Raw genomic sequence first — 20378 nt, forward strand, 5'->3', positions numbered from 1 at the left:
GAGAGGGGAAGGAAGCTGCAAGGAGGGAGCCGCCATGGCCGCGGATCGCCCGGAAATCGACGTGGAAACCCTGGCCCGGCTGCGTGGGGCGGACTCGCCCCCGGTGGTGCTGGATGTTCGTGAGCCTCGCGAACTGGCCGTGTGCGCCCTGGAGGATGCCCTCCACATTCCCATGGGGGAGGTTCCGGCGCGCCTGGGCGAGCTGCCGGCGGACCGCGAGATCGTGGTGATGTGTCACCACGGTGTACGCAGCTGGCAAGTCACCCAATTCCTGCGGCACCAGGGGTTCGACAATGTCCGCAACCTGGCCGGCGGCATTGACGCCTGGGCGGCCCGGGTCGACCCCTCCCTGCCCCGATACTGACCTCCCCGCCGACCGATTCCCCCCTCAGGCCTCCTGCCACTCCCGAAGACGTTCGAGCAGGGCCTCGCAACGGGCCCGGCGATCCGGATCCGGGTCCTCCATGCAGGCCACCGCGGCGATCCCCTCCAGGTACTCCCAGGAGGCGCCCAGGTAGCGCGCGCCGTGCCAGATGATGTCCCGGTACCAGCGGTAGGGCGGGAGGTCCGGATCGATGAAGTCGCCCTCGCCGAGGTAGACGAAGGCGGAATAGGTGCGCCCCGCCACCGTCACCTCCATGCGCTCGTCCCGATAGCCTTCCCCCTCCACCGCGTCCAGGTCGGGCTTCTCCCGGGCGTCGATCTCGAACAGGGCCCCGAGCGCCCGGTCCCCCGGATCCCCCGTGTACACCAGGTTCCCCTTGCCGGAGCCGTCCTGTCCCCGTTTGTGAAAGGCCAGCCGGTAGCCTTCAAGGTCCAATCGGCCTACCAAACGGGCCGAGGGGACGCGTTCGCCGAGACGGAGCGGGTGCAGGTTGGAGCCGAAGGCCAGGTAATGGAGCGTGGACACGTTGCCTCCCTGATTTGGCGGTAACGGCGGGCGAATGGGGAAAGGGCCACCCCTCCCGGGTCGGGGGCAGGCCGTTGGACGATCCGGGCAGAGCCCCCGTTCCGGGCGTAGGGTAACAAAAGCGGTCGGGAATTGCCGGCGGGGCGGGAAGCGGGCAAACTTGCGGCTTTTCCGCATCGGGAGAGCCGTCGTGTCGGAGCTGCTACGGGCATACAAGCGCATCCCCGTCCACGAGCGCACGCAGATGGTGCTCAGCGCCGACCTCGACCCGGTCTGGCGACCCTGCATCCTGGAGGACCAGGACGCCCAGGTGAAGGCCTACTTCGCCCGCCGCCTGGACCTCACCGGAACGGAGGTGGGCTCCCTGCTGGCCGACCCCAACCAGACCGTGCGGCTGAACTGCGCACGCCGCAGCGACCTCTCCGCCGAGCAGGTGGAGCGCTGCGTGCGCGACCGGGACCCCAATCTGCGCTACTTCATCGCCCGGAGCCCCCAGCTGACGGAGGAGCAGCGGGCCCGCCTGCTGGCGGACGAAGACGAGCTGGTGCGGCGGGCCGCGGCCAAGGGGCCCAAGGCCCGCGGCACCCGCCAGCGCCCCGGCCAGGCCCCGCTGATCCGCTAGGCAGCCGAGCAGGCGACATGGGCCCCCCCGGGATCTGGTGCCCTTCGCGGTGTTTCCCCCGGCCCGCTTTCGATACCCGGTTCCTGGGGATGGATCACCCACCGAACCTTCCCCCCCTGTAAGCATGGATTTATGGTAAAGGGGCCACCGGAACAACTCCACATCTTGGGAGGGAGAGGCCATGGACAACCCCGATGTCGAGGCCCACTACAGCCGGGGGAACCTGGCAAGCATCCTTTTCCGTGCCCTGGAAGAAACGGGGCTGGACCCCAACAACCTGCATCCCGATGACCTCGCGCCCGTTGATGAATTCCATATCCGGGGGCAAGAGGCCACCCGGGAGCTGATAGAGCTCGCCGGATTCGGGCCGGAGGACCACGTCCTGGACGCGGGCTGCGGCATAGGCGGACCGGCACGCCATCTCGCCCAACAGTGCGGCTGCCGGGTGACGGGACTCGAGCTGACCCGGGAGTATTGCCACCTGGCCAGCGACCTCACCGCGAAGGTTGGCCTGGACCAGCGGGTGGAATTCCAGGAGGGGGATGCCACCGCCATGCCCTTCGGGGACCAAGCATTCGACGGCATCTGGACCCTGCACATGTCCATGAACGTGGCCAATAAGGACAGGCTATACGCTGAAATGCGGCGGGTCCTGCGCCCGGGTGGGCGACTGGCCATGTACGAGATCGTGGCCGGACCGGGGGGAGCCGTGCACTTTCCCGTTCCCTGGGCCCGGAGCCCGGCCATCAGTCACCTGGCCTCCGCCGAGGACCTGCGCTCCGGACTGGAAGCCCGGGGATTTCGCGAGCGCTATTGGGGCGACGTCACCGAGCCGGCCACGAGCTTCTTCACCGCAATGCTTGAGCGAGCGCGGCAGGAGGAGCCGCCGCCACTAGGCCTGCACCTGGTGCTGGGCCCGGACATGGGGGAGATGGCGAACAACATGCTGCGCAACCTGGAGGAGGACCGCATCCGGGTGGTGCAGCTCGTCATGGAGGGCTGAATCAGGAGGGATGGCCCAGGGTCCGCTTCACGGCATCCCGCCAGCCCCCGTACAGCCGCTCCCGCTCGGTGGCGTCCATCCGGGGCTCGAACAGGCGCTCCGGGCTCCGGGCACCGGCCAGCTCCTCCGTCCCCGACCAGAAGCCCACGCTCAGGCCGGCCAGGAAGGCGCTGCCGGCGGCGGTGGTCTCCACCAGCCGCGGGCGGTCCACCGGGACACCGAGCAGGTCCGCCTGGAACTGCATCAGCAGGTTGTTGGCGCTCGCCCCACCGTCCACCCGCAGCTCCCGCACCGGGGTGCCGGCGTCGGCGTTCATGGCATCCACCACGTCGCGGGTCTGGTAGGCCATGCTCTCCAGGGCGGCCCGGGCCAGATGGGCCCGCCCGGTGCCCCGCGTCATGCCCAGCACCGCCGCCCGGGCCTCCATGTCCCAGTAGGGGGCGCCCAGCCCGGCGAAGGCCGGGACCAGGTAAACCCCCTCGTTATCCGTCAGGGAAGCGGCCAGAGCCTCGGTCTCCGCCGCGTCCTCGATGATGCCCAGGCCGTCGCGCAGCCACTGCACCGCCGCCCCGGTGACGAAGATGGCGCCCTCCAGGGCGTAGGCGGGCCGCCCCTCGGCGTCGCAGCACAGGGTGGTCAGCAGGCCGTGCTCGCTGATGGGGTGGCTGTCGCCCATGTTCATGAGCACGAAGGAGCCGGTGCCGTAGGTGTTCTTGGCCTGCCCGGGCGCCCAGCACTGCTGCGCGTAGAGGGCGGCCTGCTGGTCCCCCGCCATGCCGGCCACGGGGATGCCGCTCGGCAGGCTCTCGTGGGCCACCGTGTGACCGAAGACCCCGGCGCTCGGCCGCACCTCGGGGAGCATGGCCGCGGGAACGCGCAGCTCCTCCAGCAGCTCCGGGTCCCAGCACCGGTCGTGGATGTTGTAGAGCAGGGTGCGGGAGGCGTTGGTGGGCTCGGTGGCGTGCACGGCGCCGCCGGTGAGCTTCCACAGCAGCCAGGTGTCCACGGTGCCGAACAGCACCTCCCCGGACTCCGCCTTGCGGCGGGCCTCCGGATAGCGGTCCAGGATCCACTGGATCTTGGTACCGGAGAAGTAGGCGTCCAGCACCAGACCGGTTCGCTCGCGGAAGAAGGGCTCCCGCCCGGCCTCCCGCAGGGCATTGCAGATCCCCGCGGTCTGGCGGCTCTGCCAGACGATGGCGGGGTACACCGGCGCTCCCGTGGCCCGGTCCCACACCACGGTGGTCTCGCGCTGGTTGGTGATGCCGATGGCCGCCACGTCCCGCCCCGAGGCCCCGGCGTTCGCCAGGGCGCCCGCCATGACCCGCAGGCTGGCGCGCCAGATTTCCTCGGGGTCGTGCTCCACCCACCCCGGGTGGGGATAGGACTGGGATAGCTCCGCGTAGGCGCGCCCCACCGCCTCCCCGCGGCGGTCGAAGACCAGGGCGGTGCTCCCGGTGGTGCCCTGGTCCAGGGCCAGCACGTACTCGCTCATGGCCCCCCTCCCGTGCGCCACGGCCCGTTGCCCGCGCTCCGGGCCGCATGGTCGGACCCCGTGCGGGCTACTCCGCCTGCGCGGGGTAGAGGTACTCCCGGGTCCAGGGCAGCTCGTTGCCCGTGGGCCGGGTGAACACCATCTGGAATAGCTGCAGGCTGCCCGCCCGGAAGGCGGCGATGGAGCCGGACAGGTACAGGCGCCAGGCGCGCACGAAGCTCTCGCCGAAGCGTCGGCGCACCTCCTCCTCGTTGGCGTCGTAGCGGGCCAGCCAGTGCTCCAGGGTGCGGGCGTAGTGGAGCCGCAGGTTCTCCACGTCCTGGATGGAGAAGCTGTACGGCTCGAAGATCTCCGTCATCTCCGACAGCGACGGCGGGTAGGCGCCGGGAAAGATGCGCCGCTCGATCCAGGGATTCATGGGCCCGATCGGGCGGTTGCGGCCGATGGAGTGCACCAGGGCCCGCCCGTGGTCGGCGAGCACGCGGTCGATCACCGCCCCCAGATCACGGTAGTTGTCGGTGCCTACGTGCTCCAGCATGCCCACGGAGACGAAGGCGTCGTAGGAGCCGGTGACGTTGCGGTAGTCGTCCTGGACGAACTCCACCCGGTCCTCCAGCCCCTCCGCCCGGGCGCGCTCCCGGGCGTAGGCGATCTGCTCGGTGGAGATATTGAAGGCGCGCACCTTGACGCCGTACTCCCGGGCCATATGGCGGGCCAGGGATCCCCAGCCACAGCCGGCCTCCACCACCGTCTGGCCGGGCTCCAGGCGCAGCTTGCGGGCCACATGGTCCATCTTCGCCCGCTGCGCCGCCTCCAGGCTCATCTCCGGGTCGGCGAAGTAGGCGCAGGTGTAGACCATGTCCTCGTCGAGCCAGAGGGCGTAGAAGTCGTTGCCCAGGTCGTAGTGGTGGTGGATGTTCTCCCGCGAGCCGGAGAGGGTGTTGCGCCGAGCCCGATGCAGCCGGGAGGTCAGGCCGGGACGTCCGCCCCCGTGCCCGTGGCGCTGCTGGCGGGTGAGGTCCACCACGGTCAGGAGCTCGGCCAGGTCCCCCTCCACCTCGATCCGCCCCGCGGCGTAGTCGTCGCCGAAGTGGAGGTCGGGGTGGCGGAGCAGGCGGTAGAAGGCCCCTCGGTCGCGGATGTGCACCCGGGCCACCGGATTCTCTGGGGCCGGCTCCAGGGTCCGCCCGTCCCAGAGCGTCAAAGCGAAGGGCGGGTTCCCCATGGTCTCCAGCAGCTTGCCCGCCAGCTTGCGCTCAAGGCCCAGCACCGCCGTCCCCTCCCCCGGGGCCTGCGCGGAATCCACCTCACCGCCGCCCGGCAGGCTGAGCGGCGAATCCTCGTCCCGTCTCATCTACCCCCTCCTGTAGCCAACAGCCCGTGGCTCCATCCCCTGGAGCCTACAATGTCCCCGCAAAAACCGTGGGCATGCAACCCTTTACCCGTCCCGCCCCCCCCCTGCCGGGCGGAACGCGGGGGAATCTCGATTGGCCCTCGCATGATAGTGAATCGGGCCGGGACTAGCCACTCTTTGTCCGCGATTTCCCGACAGGAATGTCCACGGACGCGGCGCGGCATCTTACCCCCGTTACGCCCCCGGACAGCACGGGCGGACATCCCCCCGCCGCCTGGGGTATAGTCGGAGGTCCGCACTGGCATCGTCGAGGAGCGCACCATGGGCTACACCGCCCGCTACTTCCTGGCCGTCCTGCTGCCCCCCGCCGCCGTGATCAAGCTCGGGCGGCGCACCGCCACCGTGGCCCCCATCGGGGTGTTCTTCCTCGCTGCCCTCGTCACCTATGCGCTGGCCCCCTGGACGCCCTGGATGGTGCTGGGCGACCTGTTCTGGGCGGCATCGGCCATCTGGGCGGTGCTGACCGTACGCGGGGCCGAGGAGGACGAGCGCCACGAGCCTTCCAGCACCGCGGAGCACCATGTGGACCCGGAACGCCATTACCCCGCCGAGGACGAGGCGCCCCGGGAATAGCACGCACCCCTACGGAGGACCCATGCAGACCTTTCAGCACCTGAGCCACCGCACCCTGCGTCTGGTGGAGCGGCTCGTCCTGGTGGTCATCACCATCGCCACGGTGGCGGCCATCGTCGAGGAGATCGGCATCATGCTCGAGGGCGGATCGGTGCACCTCGCCGACCTGCTCCTGCTCTTTCTGTACATGGAGGTGCTGGCCATGGTGGGGGCCTACGTGGATTCCGGCCAGCTGCCGGTGCGCATGCCCATCTACATCGCCATCGTTGCCCTGGCCCGCTACCTGGTGCTGGACATGAAGGATCTGGACAACCTGCGGATCCTGGCGGCCGCCGGGGGCGCCCTGGTCCTGGCCCTGGCGGTCCTGGTGATCCGCTACGGCCATGTCCGCTTCCCCTACGAGAAGGAGCCTTACGAGTGAGGCCCCCTACGGGACCGCCGGCTCAAAGGCCGGAACCGGCCGGCCGGCACTCCTCCACCACCAGCTGGACATTCCGGCGCCCGCGGAAGGTGTTCACCTCCAGCCGGTAGGCGAGCTCCACCTCCTCCAGCTCCGGGGCCCGCCCCTCCGGGGCCCCGCGGAAGTGGATGGCCTCCACCGTATAGTCCCCGCCCTCGGGGAACAGCCACATCTTGAGGTGGTTGTGCCCCACCACCCGGACCTCCCCCACCCGGAAACGGCCCTGGAACAGGGGCGCCGGGAACCCCGTGCCCCAGGGCCCGCCGCTCTCCAGCAGCTCGGCCTTGCGCAGGTTGAGCTCCTCGGGGCCCAGCTCGCCGTCGGTCTCCAGTCGCGGGGTCAGGGCCTCCGGGTCGGCCAGCTCCCGCACCGCCCGGTCGAAGGCGTCCCCGAAGGCATCCAGGTGGACCGGATCCAGCGACAGCCCGGCGGCCATGGCGTGGCCGCCGAAGCGGGACAGCAGCCCCTCGTGGGTGGTGGCCACCCGTTCGAGCACATCCCGGATGTGCACCCCCGCCACGGAGCGGCCGGAGCCCTTGAGCAGCCCGCCGTCGCCGGGAGCGAAGGCGATCACCGGCCGGTGCAGGCGCTCCTTGATGCGCGAGGCCACCAGCCCCACCACCCCCTGGTGCCAGTCCTCCCGGAACAGGCACACCCCGTGGCGCTCGGCCAGGGCCGGATCGTCCGCCAGGGCCTCCACGGCATCGTCGTGCATGTCCGCCTCCAGGGAGCGCCGCTGCTGGTTGAGCGCGTCCAGCTCGGCGGCCAGCTCGCGGGCCTCGCGGTAGTCCTCGGCGAGCAGGCAGCGGATGCCGAGGCTCATGTCCTCCAGGCGACCGGCGGCGTTGAGCCGCGGCCCCACCACGAAACCGAGGTCGGTGGCCCGGAGGTGCCCCGGCTCCCGGCCCGCCACCTCGATCAGGGCCCGGATGCCGGGGCGCGCCTTGCCGGCTCGGATGCGCTCCAGGCCCTGGTGGACCAGGATGCGGTTGTTGCGCTCCAGCGGCACCACGTCGGCCACCGTGCCTACCGCCACCAGGTCGAGCACCTCGTTGAGGTTGGGCTCCTCGAGCCCCCGGGCGGCGAACCAGGCGTCCTCGCGCAGCCGTGCGCGCAGGGCCGCCATGACGTAGAAGACCACCCCCACCCCGGCGCTGGACTTGGCCGGGAAGGGGCAGCCGGGCTGGTTGGGATTGACGATGGCGTCGGCGGGCGGGAGGGCGGCCGGGGGCAGGTGGTGGTCGGTGACCACCACCCGCATGCCCCGCTGGTGGGCGGCCGCCACGCCGTCGCGGCTGGAGATGCCGTTGTCCACGGTCACCAGGACGTCCGGGGCGAGCAGTTCGGCGGCCTCGGCCACGATGCCTGGGGTCAGGCCGTAACCGAACCGGAAGCGGTCGGGAATCACGTAGGTGGCGCGGGCCCCCATGGCGCGGAGGGCGGCAACGGACAGGGCGGTGCTGGTGGCCCCGTCGCAGTCGAAGTCGCCGACGATGCAGACCGTTTCGCCGCGCTCGATGGCTCCCGCCAGCACCGCCACCGCCCCCTCCATGCCGAGCAGGGAGTCCGGACGTTCCAGGGCGGACGCCCGGCGTTCCAGCTGGCCGGGATCCTCGATGCCGCGGGCGGCGTACAGCCGGGCCAGGAGGGGATCGGTGCCCGCCTCGATGAGCCGCTGCTCGGCTTCGGGGGCGCGGGGACGGACCTTCCATTGGCGGGCGCGGTGTCCGGTCAAGCAAACCTCCGGCGAAGGGCGGACGATCGGCGGCACCGGCCGTCTCCCCGGGGGGGATCCGGACCCGGCACGGCCCCTGTATTTGTCCGGAAACGGTTGCCTCGTGGGCGGGGAAGCGGGGGACAGGCTAGCCGATGACGGCCTCCCAGCCAACCGGGGCCCCGGACAGCCGGTTCTCGCTGACCGTACGCGCCCGGCTCCAGGGCCAGACCTTCCCCGCGTGGCAGGACAGCGCCGGAGCGGACGGCGGGGGCTCGGCCGCACGGGCCCCGGTGGGCGCCTCCGGGCCCAGGACCACCCAGGCCGAACCCAGGTCGCGCCGGGCCAGGGCCTCCTCGAGCGGCCCCAGCCATCGCCGGTCCAGCTCCTCCAGCGCCTCCAGCTTGGCGCCCAGATCGCCCCGGGCCCCCGCCGCACGGGCCTGGTCCGCCACGGCCAGGACCGGACCGCCCCCCTGGGCTTCGGACAGGGCCGGTCCCAGGTCGGGCAGCGGGCCCTGGTGGGCCACGCCGCTCAGCCGGGCCAGGCCGGGCAGGAGCGGCGCCTCGCCCCAGACCCCTTTCCAGGGACCGGGCGATCCAGGCTCGGGAAGGGCCCCCGAGCCCCAGAACCACAGGGTGTTCGCCTCGGGCCGCCCCGCCCGGCGCCGGCGCTCGTTGACGGGATGGGCGGCGAGCACCATCTGGACCTCGTTGGCCAGGCGGTGCCAAGCCACTTCCTCCTCGCCCCCGGGCAGGCCGCCCCGGGCGTCGGCCCCGATCCAGGCCTCCAGGGGCACGGTACGGATTCCGGGGGCCTCGGGCAGGTGCAGCACCCAGCGGCCCGGCTCCAGCACGGACAGGTGCCCGCCTTGCTCCGCGAACAGCTCGCGGTTGAGGGCGTTGGCCAGCTCCTCGGCCTCCTCCCGGTCCAGGGCCAGCTCGTCGGGGTCCAGAACCACGGCCGCCTCCGGGGTAACGGCCAGGCGGGCGGGATCGGCGTGCAGGTAGACGCCCCCCTCCGGATCGCGGCCCGCCCCCAGCCAGTCCACGACCCCGGCGGGCGGATCCTCCTCGGGCGCCGGGATCCGGCCGAAGGCGGCGAGCAGGTCGCCCCCCGCGTGCACGGAATGGCCCGAGGGGGCCGCGTCGAAGGCCCGCGGCCGGCCTCGCCGGGCCAGCCGCCTCAGGTTGGGGAGATCGCCGTATTCCAGGGGCGTGCGGCCGCCGAGCAGGTCCTGGGGGTGGTCGGCGGCGCCGCGGATCAGTAGTACCAGCGCGGGCTTGGGGAAGCGGTTCAAGGCAGGCCCTTTAGCGCAGAGTTGCAGAGGCCGCGGAGCAAAAGCGCGGATGTCCCTTCATGCCGGAGCTCCCACCGAAAGCCTGTGGGAAAGACCCGTGGCGCCTCTCTGCGTGCTCAGCGCCTCTGCGGTGTAGACCAACGGCCAAGGGCAGCCACAGGACCTAGATGAACTCCTTGATCACCCCTTCCACGGCCGCCTCGGTGGCGTCCACCGTGTAGGGCTGGTCGCTCTGGGCGATGGCCGTGTCCGGATCCTTGAGGCCGTGGCCGGTGAGGGTGCAGACCACCGTGGAGCCCTGCGGGATGCGACCCTCCTGGATCTCGGCCACCACGCCGGCCACCGAGGCCGCGGAGGCGGGCTCGCAGAAGACGCCGTCGCTGGAGGCCAGCAGCTTTTGCGCCTCCAGGATGTCGGCGTCGCTGACGGCGTCGAACCAGCCGCCCGACTCCTCTTGGACGCGCAGGGCGCTCTCCCAGGAGGCGGGATTGCCGATGCGGATGGCCGTGGCCACGGTGTCCGGGTCGTCCACGCGGTGGCCTTCGATGATGGGCGCCGAGCCAGCGGCCTGGAAGCCGAGCATCTTGGGTCGGGAATCCACCTTGGCGGTGCCCAGGTAGGGGCAGTCGCCGCCGCAGAAGGTGCAGGCCTCGGTGGGTCGTTCACCCTTGTTGCAGGCGTACTCGCTGTAACCGAGCCAGTAGGCGGTGATGTTGCCGGCGTTGCCCACGGGCAGGGCGTGGTAATCGGGGGCGCGCCCCAGCTCCTCCACCACCTCGAAGGCCGCCGTCTTCTGCCCCTGCAACCGGTAGGGGTTGATGGAGTTCACCAAGGTGATCGGGTAGTCCTCGGCGAGCTCGCGGACGATCTCCATGGCGTCGTCGAAGTTGCCGCGGATCTGGATCACCTTGGCGCCGTGCATCATGGCCTGGGACAGCTTGCCGAGGGCGATCTTGCCCTCGGGGATGATGACGAAGGCGGTCATGCCGGCGCGCGCGGCGTAGGCGGCGGCGGAGGCGGAGGTGTTGCCGGTGGAGGCGCACACCACCGCCCGCGAGCCCTCCTCGAAGGCCTTGGTGACCGCCACCGTCATACCGCGGTCCTTGAAGGAGCCGGTGGGGTTCAGGCCCTCGAACTTGAGGTAGATCTCGCCCTCGAAGCCCAGCCGCCGCGGCAGGTTGTAGGTTCGGATGCAGGGCGTGCGCCCCTCGCCGAGACTGATGGCGTCGGCGGGGTCGTCGATGGGCAGACGGTCCGCGTAGTGCTGGATGAGGCCCGTGTACCGGGTGGCTTTGGTCACTCGTCGCTCCGTGGCGTGATCCGGGCTGGCCGGGGTTCCAAACCTTGAATGCTGTCGGGGAAGCGGTCCCGTTCAGACCGCGTCCACCTCCTCGAGGCGGATCAGCTGGCTGGGGCCGTTGATCACGTCGAGGCCGTCGATGGCCGCCACCGCCTTGCGCATGGCCCGCTCCTTGGTGGTGTGGGTCACCAGCACCACGGGAACGTCGGTGTCGCCGGGCCGGGGCTCCTTCTGGCGGATGGCCTCGATGGAGATGCCCTCCTCGGAGAGGATGCGGGTCACCTGGGCCAGCACCCCGGGCTGGTCCTGGGCCTGCATGCGCAGGTAGTACTCGGTCTCCACCTCCTCCACCGGGGCCCAGCGCGGCTCCTGCATGCCATCGGCGCGAAAACCCAGGTACGGCACCCGATACTCGGGCGGGGCGCCCAGGGTGCGCGCCACGTCCACCAGGTCGCCCACCACCGCGGAGGCCGTGGGGTCGGCCCCGGCACCGGGGCCGTAGTAGAGGGTCGGCCCCACCGCATCGCCCACCACCTGAACGGCGTTGAACACGCCCTCCACGCTGGCAAGCATGGTGTCCTGCGGCACCAGGGTGGGATGGACGCGCAGCTCGATGCCGCCGGGGCCGTTCTTGGTGATGGCCAGCAGCTTGATGCGATAGCCCAGCTCGTCGGCGTAGAGGATGTCCTCGCGGGTGATGCTGCGGATGCCCTCGATGTGCAGGGCCTCGTAGTTGATGGGCGCGCCGAAGGCCACCGCGGCCACCAGGGCCAGCTTGTGGGCGGCGTCGATGCCGTCCACGTCGAAGGTGGGGTCGAGCTCGGCGTAGCCCAGGTCCTGGGCCTCCTGAAGGGCCCCGGCGAACTCCATGCCCTCGGTGCGCATGCGTGACAGCATGTAGTTGGCGGTCCCGTTGGCGATGGCGTGCACGCTCTCGATGCGGTTGCCCGCCAGGCCCTCGCGGAGGGCCTTGATGATGGGGATGCCGCCGGCCACCGCCGCCTCGAAGGCCAGGTCCACGCCCTGCTCCCCGGCGAAGCGGAACAGCTCGTTGCCGCGCTCGGCGAGCAGGGCCTTGTTGGCGGTAACCACGGGCTTGCCGTGCTCCAGGGCCTTGCGCACCAGGGGCTCGGCGTTGTCCACGCCGCCCACCAGCTCGATGACGATATCGATGTTCGGGTCGGTGCAGATGGACTCGGCATCGGTACCCACCTCGATGCCCTCCAGGTCCACCGGACGGGGCTTGCTCGGGTCCTTCACCGCCACCCGGGTCACCTCCAGGGCGCGCCCCAGGCGCCGCTTGAGGGGCTCGGCGTTGCGGCGCAGCAGGCTGACGGTACCGCCGCCCACCGTGCCCAGTCCCAGAATTCCGACGCGTACTGGATCCACCTTCGGGTCTCCTTCCCCTGTGTGCGTTTCCACCACCGGCCGATCCGGCCGCGGCTAGTCCCGGCCGTCGCCCACCGCCGCCGGGGCGTGATTGCGCATGAGACGGCGGATGTTGCGGATGGCCTGCCGGGTACGGTGCTCGTTCTCCACCAGCCCGAAGCGCACGAAGCCGTCGCCGTACTCGCCGAAGCCGATCCCCGGGGAGACGGCCACCGCGGCCTCGTCGAGCAGGAACTTGGTGAACTCCAGCGAGCCCATGTGGCGGAAGGGCTCGGGAATGGGCGCCCACACGAACATGGACGCCTGTGGCTTTTCTACGGGCCAGCCGGCGTCGTTGAGCCCTTCCACCAGTGTGTTGCGGCGGGACTCGTAGACGCGGCGGTTCTCCTCCACGCAGTCCTGCGGCCCTTCCAGGGCGATGATGGAGGCCACCTGGATGGGCGTGAAGATGCCGTAGTCCAGGTAGCTCTTCATGCGCTTGAGCGCGCCGATGAGCTCGGGATTGCCGGCGGCGAAGCCCACCCGCCAGCCGGGCATGTTGAAGCTCTTGGACAGCGAGTAGAACTCCACCCCCACGTCCTTGGCCCCCGGCACCTCCAGGAAGCTGTGCGCCTTGTAGCCGTCGAAGGTGATGTCGGCGTAGGCGAAGTCGTGGACCACCCAGATGCCGTGCTCCTTGGCGAAGGCCACCACCTTCTCGAAGAACTCCGGCTCCGCCACGGCGGTGGTCGGGTTGTGCGGGAAGTTCAGGATCAGCATCTTGGGCTTGGGCCACCCCTCCCGCACCGCCCGCTCCAGCTCGGCGAAGAAGTCCACGTCCGGCCCCATCTCCACCGAGCGCAGGTCGCCGCCGGCGATCACTACCCCGTAGGTGTGGATGGGATAGGTGGGGTTGGGGGCCAGCACCACGTCCCCGGGGCCGATGGTGGCCAACAGGAGGTGGGAAAGGCCCTCCTTGGAGCCGATGGTGACGATGGCCTCGTTGTCGGCGTCCAGCTCCACGTTGTACTTGTCGGCGTAGCGCTGGCACAGGGCCTTGCGCAGCCGCGGGATCCCCTGGGAGGCGGAGTAGCGATGGGTGTCGGGCCGCTGGGCCGCCTCGCAGAGCTTATCCACGATGTGCTGCGGGGTGGGCCGGTCCGGGTTGCCCATGCCGAAGTCGACCACGTCCACGCCCCGCTTGCGGGCCGCCATCTTGCGCTCGTTGACGATGGCGAAGACGTACGGCGGCAACCGCTTCATGCGCTGAAAGTCAGAATCCATGGGGATTACGCGGCCTCGGCGATATTCGGTTGAACGATGGCAGGACGGATAAACTGGGAAACTTTACTGACGGGGCGCTCAGGGTGTCAAATTATCCCCCGCGGCCCGGGCCCCGCACGCCGGGCGCGGAGCCGGACGGGTACCCGAACCCGTTCCGCCTCCGGCGGTCAGACAGGTAACCACTCGTCCCGGCACGGGCCGTACAACGGGCACCCGCCGTCCATCATTCCTGGGGAGGGGCACCATGGACTTCCGTGAAATGCAGACCGACGGCGCCAACCTGGTAAAGGGCTACAGCCCCGGGGAGCTGCGCATCAACGAGGAGCGCTACCGGGAGAGCCTGGTCCTGTTCCGGGAATCCTTGTGGCGAGGCTGGCTGCCCGAACGCTCCGCGGACCTGGAGGCCCGACACCTGGAGCCCCTGGCGGAGGCGGGCGTGGAGGTGCTCCTGATCGGTACCGGGGACCGGCTGCGGTTCCCCGATCCCGCCGTCACCGCCCCCTTGGTGAACAGCCGCATCGGGGTGGAGGCCATGGACACGCCGGCGGCCTGTCGGACCTACAACCTGCTCATGGGGGAGGACCGGCTGGTGGCGGCGGCGCTGTTCCCCACCGAGCACAGCGGCTAGCCCCTCCCCCTTACCGGTCCGGAAGCACCGACAGCGGGTCCACGGGGTCCGCGCGCCGCCGGACCTCGAAGTGCAACGCATCCTCCTCGGTGGACCCCGTCCGCCCGATGCGGGCCACCGCCTGCCCCGCCTCCACCCATTCGTCCTCGGCCACCAGGTTCTCCCGGTTGTAGGCGTAGGTGGTCAGGAAGCCGCTGCTGTGGCGCAGGATCACCAGGTTGCCGTAGCCCCGCAGGCCGTCCCCCGCGTAGACCACCCGCCCGGGAGCGGCGGCCAGCACCTCGGTGCCGGCGGGGGCGGCGATGTCGATCCCGGTGTTGCGTGTCCGACCTTGAGGCGAGAACTCCCGGACGATGGGGCCCTGCACGGGCCAGAGCCATTGCATGGGGATCTCCTCGCCATGTACGGCCACCTTCGTCGCCTTGGGGATGCCCTTGACGCGGATCGGGTCCCTAGCCTCCCCTTCCGAGCCCCGGGGCGGCACCAGCCGCAAGCGCTGGCTTACTTCCAGATCGTCCGGATCTTCGATGTCGTTCCAGCGGATGATGTCCTGGTAGTTCACCCCGAACCGCGCCCCGATGGTGGCGAGGGTGTCCCCGCGCCGCACGAAATAATACGGAGGCGTGGAGCTCTGGTAGCGCGTTGGAGACGGGGCCTGCGCGGCCGGGCCGCAGCCCGCGGCAAGCGGGACCAGCGCCAGGAGCAGGGACAGGCTTATGGGGAACGCGCGAATGGCCACGGCATCTTCCCGAAGGGTCTATACAGCCACCCTATCCCATTGCCGTTAGGCCATCATCCGTCCCAGTCAAGGCTGAAGAGGATCAGTCCGGCCAGGGCGGCCAGACCTGTCCAGAACAGGACCGGCGACCATTCCTCCACTTTCCGGTAGAGCCGCTCCCCCCCCAGGCGGATGACTCCCGCCAGGACGAAGAAGCGCAGCCCCCGCCCCGCCAGGGAGCCGACCACGAAGGGGAGCAGGGGCATCTGCAGGCTCCCGGCCCCCAGGGTGAACACCTTGTAGGGGATGGGGGTAAGGCCCGCCAGAAACACGGCCCATCCCCCATAGGCCTCGAACCACTCCGCCACTCGGGCATATTCCGACTCCGCCCCGTAGAAGGCCAGCAAGGGCTCGGCCACCGCCTGGTACAGGAAGGCACCGATCAGGTAGCCCAGCAGCCCACCCACCACCGAGGTGATCGTGGTCAGGGCCGCGAAGTGCCAGGCCCGGCGGGGACGGGCCAGGGCCATGGGCGCCATGAGGACGTCGGGAGGCACCGGGAAGAAGGAGGACTCGGCGAAGGAGAGCGCACCCAGCCACAGGGGCGCGCGCGGATGGCCGGCCTTCACCAGCGCCCAGCGCACCAGCTGTCGGATCATCGAGGCCCCTTTTCCGGGTGGTGCACAGGCCCCCGCGCGGGGACGGAGGCCAGGAGGTCGGGAGCACGGGGGGGGGGACCGGCGGCCCGGGAGCGGGGACCCAGCTAGGAGGAGGAGGCCCCCTCCGGCTGGCGCAGGGGCACGAAGTGGCAGGGCCCCAGGTCCTCGGCCCGGACCCCGTCGGGCTCGCGCACCCAGCGCAGCAGGCGCTGTTCCTCCCCCACCTCGACCGGCCCCACCAGGCAGCCTCCCACACGGATCTGCCCGAAGAGCTCCTGGGGCGGGGAGTCGGCGCTCGCCGCCGCCAGACCGGCATCGAAGGGCGCCCGGTCCCGCCAGGCGGTCCGACCATCCCCGACGCGGAAGTGGACGTTGGCGTAGCCAAGGCCCCGCAGGTTCTGGCGGCCCCGGCGGGCGAGCCGGGGGAGCAGCTCAACCGCCCAGACGCTCTCCACCAGCTCGGCCAGGACCGCGCTCTGGTACCCCGACCCGGCACCCACATCCAGGACCCGCCGCGGCTCGAACTCCAGCACCGCCTCGGTCATGCGCGCCACCTCCCAGGGCTGGGAAAGCGTCTGTCCCCAGCCGATGGGCAGGGCCGTCTCCTCGTAGGCGCGGGTGGCCAGGGCCTCGTCCACGAACAGGTGGCGCGGCACCCGGCCCATGGCGGCCAGGACCTCCTCGTTCCCGATCCCCCGGTCGCGCAGGCCGGCAACCATGCGCTCCCGGGTCCGGGCCGAGGTCATCCCTGTTCCGGGCTCATGGGGGCGCCTTGGAGCCACCCCTCGATCTCCTGCATGGCCGTGTGGTCGGTCATGTCGAGGCCCAGCGGAGTGACGGACACGTACCCCGAGCGCACGGCGTGGAAATCGGTGCCGGGGCCCGAGTCCGCCTCTGGCCCCGCCGAGCCGATCCAGAAGATGGTCTCCCCCCGAGGGTCCTTGTCCACCACCACCCGCTCGCTGGCATGCCGGTTGCCAAGCCGGGTGACCCGGACCCCCCGGAGCTCCTCCCAGGGCAGATCCGGGACGTTGACGTTGAGGATCAGCTGGGGGGCAAGCTGATGGGCGCACAGGAGCTGGCGGGTGAGATGGGCGGCGACCCGGGCGGCGGTCTCGAAGTGGTTGGCGTTCCGACCCACCAGGGAGACGGCCATGGAAGGCGTATCCAGGTGGCGGGCCTCTACGGCCGCCGCCACCGTGCCCGAGTAGATGACGTCGTCGCCCATGTTGCTGCCGTGGTTGATGCCGGACACCACCACGGTGGGCTCCACCTCGAACACCCCGCCCAGGGCGATGTGCACGCAGTCGCTGGGGGTGCCGTCGATGGCGTACACCCCCTCCGCCACATGGCGGGCGCGCAGGGGGTGGAGGATGGTCAGGGCATTGCTGGCGCCGCTGCGGTCGGCCTCCGGGGCCACCATCAGGACTTGGTCCACGGTGCGCAAGTGCTCGGCGAGCACCTGGATGCCGCGGGCCCTGTAACCGTCATCGTTGCTGATCAGGATCACCGGACCAAGCCCTCGGCCGACGTTTTGCGGCGGGCCACAGCGGCCCGGGTGATTGCAGGCGGGAAAGAATCAGGAAGATGGTCGGGGCGAGAGGATTTGAACCTCCGACCACTTGCGCCCCATGCAAGTGCGCTACCAGACTGCGCTACGCCCCGAATTGAGATGGGTATTCTATGCGCCACCGCCGCCGCGGTCAACGGCCTCCCCCCGCCTCGTTGGCATCCAGTTCGTCCAGAATGGCCGCCAGCTCGGTGCGTACTTCCCGCAGGGCCTGCATGGCGGCGGGAGGGGTCGCCGCATCCTCCCCCTCCGCGAGCCGGTCACGGGCCCCCTCGATGGTGTACTTGCGCTCCCAGAGCAGATAACGGATGCGCCGTACCAGCCGTACGTCCTCCGGCCGGTAGGTACGACGGTTGCCGCCCCGCCGCTGGGGTCGAAGCTGGGGGAACTCCTCTTCCCAATACCGCAGGACGTGCGGCTCCACGCCGCAGAGATCCGCCGCCTCCCGGATGCTGAAGAACCGCTTGTCGGGAAGCGGCGGATCCCCGTTCATTCGGTGCGTTCGCCGTTCACGCGGGCCTTGAGCACCTGGCTGGGGCGGAAATTGACCACCCGTCGGGCGGTAATGGTCACTTCCTCGCCGGTCTTGGGATTCCGTCCCGGGCGGGGCGGCTTGTCCCTGAGCTCGAACTTCCCGAACCCGGAGAGCTTCACCTCTTCGCCGTTGGCCAGGGCCAGGCGGATCTCGTTCAGGCTCGTCTCCACCAGCTCGCGGGCTTCCTTCTTGCTGAACCCGATACGATCGTGAAGCATCTCTACCAGGTCCGCCTTGGTTATCGCCAATCTGGACCCCTCAATATTCGTGTTCGGAACGGGGAGACCCCCGGGGGCCCGAACCGGGTCGGGTGCGGGGGCCGGGTCGTCTGCCGGGGGAGAGGCCGCGCCGTCAGGTGCGCAAGGTCGCGCCCACCCGGGCGGCGAGGCGATCCACCAGCTCCGATACGGCCGCCTCGATCTGCGCGTCGGTGGGGGTCTCCTCCCGAGGCTGCAGCGTCAGGGACAAGCCCATGCTTTTGCAGCCTTCCTCGACGCCTTTGCCAGTGTATACATCGAAAATTCGCCAGTCCACGAGGGCCAGCGGGCCTTCCTCCAGCCCCTCGGCGAGCGGCTCCTGCAAGGCCGCGGCGGTCACCTCCTCGGGCACCACTACCGCCAGATCGCGGTGGGTCACCGGCAGGCGCGGAACCGCTTGATACCGGGGCACATCTCCAGCGTGCGCACGAAGCGTCTCCAGATCAAGCTGGTAAAGCACCGTACCGGCGTCCACCTCCAGGCTCTCGGCCACCGAGGGATGGAGGGTCCCCACCCATCCGGCGGCCTCCCCGTTCACCCGGATGCGGGCCGCCTGGCCGGGGTGCAGGGCGGGATGGGACTCCGCCCGGAGCTCCACGCGCTCCGCGCCAACCCCGGCGCGCCGCAGCAGGGCCTCCACGTCGCCCTTGGCGTCGAAGAAATCCGCCGCACGGCGCCGCCCGTCCCAGTGCGGCGGATCCACCGGGCCGGCCAGGAGGCCGCCGATGGCGTCCCGCTGCTGGATCTCCCCACCAATCCGGGGGAACACCCGACCCAGCTCGAAGAGCCGGAGCCGGTGGTTCTGCCGGGCCTGGTTGGCGGCGGCCGTCTCCAGGAGCCCAGCGAACAGGTCGGGCCGCATGACCGATTGCTCACGGGACAGAGGGTTGGCGAGGGCCAGGGGCTCGGCCCCGGGGTCGAGCCTGCCCACGGTATCGGGATCAACGAAACTGTAGGTGATCACCTCCCGGTACCCCCGGTCCACCAGGGCCTGGCGCAGGGGCCGGTCCTGGACGTCGGTCTCGAGGCCGGCATGGGGCTCCATGGACCCGGCCAGAGGGGCGGTGGGGAGCCGGTCGTAGCCGTGCAGGCGGGCCACCTCCTCGATCAGGTCCGCTTCCAGGGCCAGATCGAAGCGGTACGAGGGCGGCACCACCTCCCACTCCTCGCCCTCTTCCTCGGTTTCGAAGCTCAATCGGCGGAAGGCATCCCCCATGGCGTCGGCGCCGAGCGCGGTACCCAGCCGGGCATCGGCCCGGGCCGGGCGGAAGGGAATCACGGGACGCTCCGGAAGGTCCGCCTCGTTGAGCGCCTCCGTCACGGGGCCGGGGATCCCCCCAGCGATCTCCATCAACAGGCCGGTGGCCCGCTCCATGGCGATCACCGGCAGGTGCGGGTCCACCCCTCGCTCGAAGCGGTGGCTGGCGTCGGTGTGCAGGCCCAGCTTGCGTGCCCGGCCGGCCAGGGCCCCGGGGCGGAAATGGGCGGCCTCCAGGAAGACCTCCTCGGTCTCCTCGTCCACGGCGGAGCCCTGGGCGCCCATCACGCCCGCCACCGCCTGGACCCCCGCCTCGTCGGCGATCACCAGGGCGCCGGCCTCCAGCTCCACCTCGCTGCCGTCGAGCAGGGTCACCGGCTCGGCGGCGGCCGCGTGGCGCACGTGGATGTTGCCGTGCAAGCGGCGATTGTCGAAGGCGTGCAGGGGCTGGCCCAGCTCAAGCATGACGTAGTTGGTGATGTCCACGAGCAAGGAGACGGGCCGTACGCCGCAGCGGCGCAGGCGCTCCCGCATCCAGAAGGGGGTCTCCCGACCGGCCGCCACCCCCTGGACCACCCGGCCCAGGTAGCGCGGGCAGTCCTGGCCGGCCTCCAGGTGCACCCCCCGGTTGGCCCCGGTGGACGGCGCCACCGGGCCCAGGGGCGGGCCCACCAGGGGCTGGTCGGCCAGGGCCGCCACCTCCCGGGCGATCCCGGCCACGGACAGGCAGTCGCCGCGGTTGGGGGTGAGATCCAGCTCCACCACCGTATCGTCTAGGTCCAGGTAGTCCAGGACGGGCGTCCCCACCGGCGCGTCCTCGGGGAGGATCATGAGGCCGGCGCTCTCCTCCGCCAGGCCCAACTCCGTCTCCGAGCACAGCATCCCCTCGGAGGTCTCGCCGCGCAGCTTGCTCTTCTTGATCTTCAGGCCGTTAGGCAGGGTAGCCCCGGGGATTGCCACGGGCACCCTGTCCCCCGGCCCCATGTTGGTGGCGCCGCAGACGATGCTGCGCGTCTGCCCTTCCCCGGCGTCCACCCGACACAGGGACAAGCGGTCCGCGTTGGGATGCTGCTCGCAGGCCTCGATCACCCCCACCAGGACCTTGTCGAGACCCTGGCCCAGATACTCGGTGCCCTCCACCTCCAGCCCGGCCATGGTCAGCCGGTGGACCAGGGTCTCCCGGTCCCAGCCATGCTCCACCCACTCGGCGAGCCAGCGCTCACTGAACCGCATCGGTGTTCCTTCCTGAGAGAACTAGACTGAGAACTGAATGAACCGCAGAGACGCGGAGGACGCAGAGAACAGAAAAC

General features: G+C 70.7%; 21 protein-coding genes and 1 tRNA gene. 6 read left to right on the plus strand and 16 right to left on the minus strand.

All coding sequences use genetic code 11. The features are described from left to right. The first annotated feature begins 34 nt into the window (after positions 1-34). Positions 35-364 (plus strand): rhodanese-like domain-containing protein, encoded by a 330-nt coding sequence (locus AN478_RS00520; protein ID WP_054964669.1) that lies wholly within the window; start codon positions 35-37, stop codon positions 362-364. Between the two features lie 24 nt (positions 365-388). On the opposite strand, the gene AN478_RS00525 is transcribed toward AN478_RS00520, so the two are convergent. After that, positions 389-910: a gamma-glutamylcyclotransferase family protein gene (locus AN478_RS00525; protein ID WP_054964670.1), complete on the minus strand. Its 522-nt coding sequence runs from the start codon at positions 908-910 to the stop codon at positions 389-391. A gap of 244 nt (positions 911-1154) precedes the next feature. On the opposite strand from AN478_RS00525, the gene AN478_RS00530 reads away from it, so the two are divergent. Both AN478_RS00530 and AN478_RS00535 read left to right on the plus strand, forming a co-directional pair. Next, positions 1155-1532: a hypothetical protein gene (locus AN478_RS00530; RefSeq protein WP_399353200.1), complete on the plus strand. Its 378-nt coding sequence runs from the start codon at positions 1155-1157 to the stop codon at positions 1530-1532. A gap of 181 nt (positions 1533-1713) precedes the next feature. After that, the gene (locus AN478_RS00535) at positions 1714-2535 is read left to right on the plus strand and encodes a class I SAM-dependent methyltransferase (RefSeq protein ID WP_054964672.1); all 822 of its coding nucleotides are present in this window, start codon (positions 1714-1716) and stop codon (positions 2533-2535) included. A 1-nt stretch (position 2536) separates the two neighbouring features. Here AN478_RS00535 and glpK read toward each other — a convergent pair whose 3' ends face one another. Next, positions 2537-4030, minus strand: a complete 1494-nt coding sequence (gene glpK / locus AN478_RS00540) for a glycerol kinase GlpK (RefSeq protein WP_054964673.1) — start codon at positions 4028-4030, stop codon at positions 2537-2539. Between the two features lie 67 nt (positions 4031-4097). Further along, complete coding sequence (locus AN478_RS00545) at positions 4098-5384, minus strand: SAM-dependent methyltransferase (protein WP_054964674.1); 1287 nt, start codon at positions 5382-5384, stop codon at positions 4098-4100. A 321-nt stretch (positions 5385-5705) separates the two neighbouring features. Between AN478_RS00545 and AN478_RS00550 the strand changes: the two genes are divergently transcribed. Both AN478_RS00550 and AN478_RS00555 read left to right on the plus strand, forming a co-directional pair. Beyond that, a complete protein-coding gene (locus AN478_RS00550; RefSeq protein ID WP_054964675.1) occupies positions 5706-6017 on the plus strand; it encodes a hypothetical protein in 312 nt (103 codons plus the stop codon). 22 nt (positions 6018-6039) lie between these two features. Continuing rightward, positions 6040-6438, plus strand: a complete 399-nt coding sequence (locus AN478_RS00555; RefSeq protein WP_054964676.1) for a phosphate-starvation-inducible PsiE family protein — start codon at positions 6040-6042, stop codon at positions 6436-6438. 22 nt (positions 6439-6460) lie between these two features. Here AN478_RS00555 and recJ read toward each other — a convergent pair whose 3' ends face one another. From recJ to alaC, 5 genes are all read right to left on the minus strand, one after another. Continuing rightward, a complete protein-coding gene (gene recJ / locus AN478_RS00560; protein WP_054964677.1) occupies positions 6461-8212 on the minus strand; it encodes a single-stranded-DNA-specific exonuclease RecJ in 1752 nt (583 codons plus the stop codon). 127 nt (positions 8213-8339) lie between these two features. Next, complete coding sequence (locus tag AN478_RS00565; protein ID WP_054964678.1) at positions 8340-9491, minus strand: hypothetical protein; 1152 nt, start codon at positions 9489-9491, stop codon at positions 8340-8342. A gap of 163 nt (positions 9492-9654) precedes the next feature. Beyond that, the gene (gene thrC / locus AN478_RS00570; protein ID WP_054964679.1) at positions 9655-10791 is read right to left on the minus strand and encodes a threonine synthase; all 1137 of its coding nucleotides are present in this window, start codon (positions 10789-10791) and stop codon (positions 9655-9657) included. Between the two features lie 72 nt (positions 10792-10863). Next, the gene (locus AN478_RS00575; protein ID WP_054964680.1) at positions 10864-12180 is read right to left on the minus strand and encodes a homoserine dehydrogenase; all 1317 of its coding nucleotides are present in this window, start codon (positions 12178-12180) and stop codon (positions 10864-10866) included. Positions 12181-12234: 54 nt separating this feature from the next. Continuing rightward, positions 12235-13443: an alanine transaminase gene (gene alaC, locus AN478_RS00580; RefSeq protein WP_054964681.1), complete on the minus strand. Its 1209-nt coding sequence runs from the start codon at positions 13441-13443 to the stop codon at positions 12235-12237. A gap of 244 nt (positions 13444-13687) precedes the next feature. On the opposite strand from alaC, the gene AN478_RS00585 reads away from it, so the two are divergent. Next, a complete protein-coding gene (locus AN478_RS00585) occupies positions 13688-14071 on the plus strand; it encodes an Mth938-like domain-containing protein (protein ID WP_054964682.1) in 384 nt (127 codons plus the stop codon). Between the two features lie 10 nt (positions 14072-14081). Here the strand turns inward: AN478_RS00585 and AN478_RS00590 are convergent, their stop codons facing one another. The 8 genes from AN478_RS00590 to pheT form a co-directional block, all read right to left on the minus strand. Next, complete coding sequence (locus tag AN478_RS00590) at positions 14082-14810, minus strand: M23 family metallopeptidase (RefSeq protein ID WP_054964683.1); 729 nt, start codon at positions 14808-14810, stop codon at positions 14082-14084. Positions 14811-14863: 53 nt separating this feature from the next. Further along, a complete protein-coding gene (locus tag AN478_RS00595; RefSeq protein ID WP_054964684.1) occupies positions 14864-15448 on the minus strand; it encodes a YqaA family protein in 585 nt (194 codons plus the stop codon). Between the two features lie 104 nt (positions 15449-15552). Then, positions 15553-16230, minus strand: coding sequence for a protein-L-isoaspartate(D-aspartate) O-methyltransferase (locus AN478_RS00600; protein WP_054964685.1), 678 nt, complete (start codon positions 16228-16230; stop codon positions 15553-15555). Further along, positions 16191-16958, minus strand: coding sequence for a 5'/3'-nucleotidase SurE (gene surE, locus AN478_RS00605; RefSeq protein ID WP_054964686.1), 768 nt, complete (start codon positions 16956-16958; stop codon positions 16191-16193). The genes AN478_RS00600 and surE overlap by 40 nt, the downstream gene beginning before the upstream one ends. Positions 16959-17036: 78 nt before the next feature. Further along, a tRNA-Pro gene (locus tag AN478_RS00610) sits at positions 17037-17113 on the minus strand. 38 nt (positions 17114-17151) lie between these two features. Continuing rightward, the gene (locus AN478_RS00615; protein WP_054964687.1) at positions 17152-17511 is read right to left on the minus strand and encodes a MerR family transcriptional regulator; all 360 of its coding nucleotides are present in this window, start codon (positions 17509-17511) and stop codon (positions 17152-17154) included. Further along, positions 17508-17801, minus strand: a complete 294-nt coding sequence (locus AN478_RS00620) for an integration host factor subunit alpha (RefSeq protein ID WP_054964688.1) — start codon at positions 17799-17801, stop codon at positions 17508-17510. Before AN478_RS00620 ends, AN478_RS00615 begins: the two co-directional genes overlap by 4 nt. Positions 17802-17904: 103 nt before the next feature. Continuing rightward, on the minus strand, positions 17905-20301 hold the full coding sequence (gene pheT / locus AN478_RS00625) for a phenylalanine--tRNA ligase subunit beta (protein ID WP_054964689.1): 2397 nt from the start codon (positions 20299-20301) through the stop codon (positions 17905-17907). Between the last annotated feature and the right edge of the window lie 77 nt (positions 20302-20378).

Source organism: Thiohalorhabdus denitrificans (genome assembly GCF_001399755.1).
GTDB lineage: Bacteria > Pseudomonadota > Gammaproteobacteria > Thiohalorhabdales > Thiohalorhabdaceae > Thiohalorhabdus > Thiohalorhabdus denitrificans.

What these genes read in the sequence shown, in the direction of transcription:
- AN478_RS00520 (WP_054964669.1), top strand. Translation starts at nt 35, where the DNA reads ATGGCCGCGGATCGCCCGGAAATCGACGTGGAAACCCTGGCCCGGCTG.
- AN478_RS00530 (WP_399353200.1), top strand. Translation starts at nt 1,155, where the DNA reads ATGGTGCTCAGCGCCGACCTCGACCCGGTCTGGCGACCCTGCATCCTG.
- AN478_RS00535 (WP_054964672.1), top strand. Translation starts at nt 1,714, where the DNA reads ATGGACAACCCCGATGTCGAGGCCCACTACAGCCGGGGGAACCTGGCA.
- glpK (WP_054964673.1), bottom strand. Translation starts at nt 4,030, where the DNA reads ATGAGCGAGTACGTGCTGGCCCTGGACCAGGGCACCACCGGGAGCACC.
- AN478_RS00545 (WP_054964674.1), bottom strand. Translation starts at nt 5,384, where the DNA reads ATGAGACGGGACGAGGATTCGCCGCTCAGCCTGCCGGGCGGCGGTGAG.
- AN478_RS00550 (WP_054964675.1), top strand. Translation starts at nt 5,706, where the DNA reads ATGGGCTACACCGCCCGCTACTTCCTGGCCGTCCTGCTGCCCCCCGCC.
- AN478_RS00555 (WP_054964676.1), top strand. Translation starts at nt 6,040, where the DNA reads ATGCAGACCTTTCAGCACCTGAGCCACCGCACCCTGCGTCTGGTGGAG.
- alaC (WP_054964681.1), bottom strand. Translation starts at nt 13,443, where the DNA reads ATGGATTCTGACTTTCAGCGCATGAAGCGGTTGCCGCCGTACGTCTTC.
- AN478_RS00585 (WP_054964682.1), top strand. Translation starts at nt 13,688, where the DNA reads ATGGACTTCCGTGAAATGCAGACCGACGGCGCCAACCTGGTAAAGGGC.
- AN478_RS00595 (WP_054964684.1), bottom strand. Translation starts at nt 15,448, where the DNA reads ATGATCCGACAGCTGGTGCGCTGGGCGCTGGTGAAGGCCGGCCATCCG.
- AN478_RS00615 (WP_054964687.1), bottom strand. Translation starts at nt 17,511, where the DNA reads ATGAACGGGGATCCGCCGCTTCCCGACAAGCGGTTCTTCAGCATCCGG.
- pheT (WP_054964689.1), bottom strand. Translation starts at nt 20,301, where the DNA reads ATGCGGTTCAGTGAGCGCTGGCTCGCCGAGTGGGTGGAGCATGGCTGG.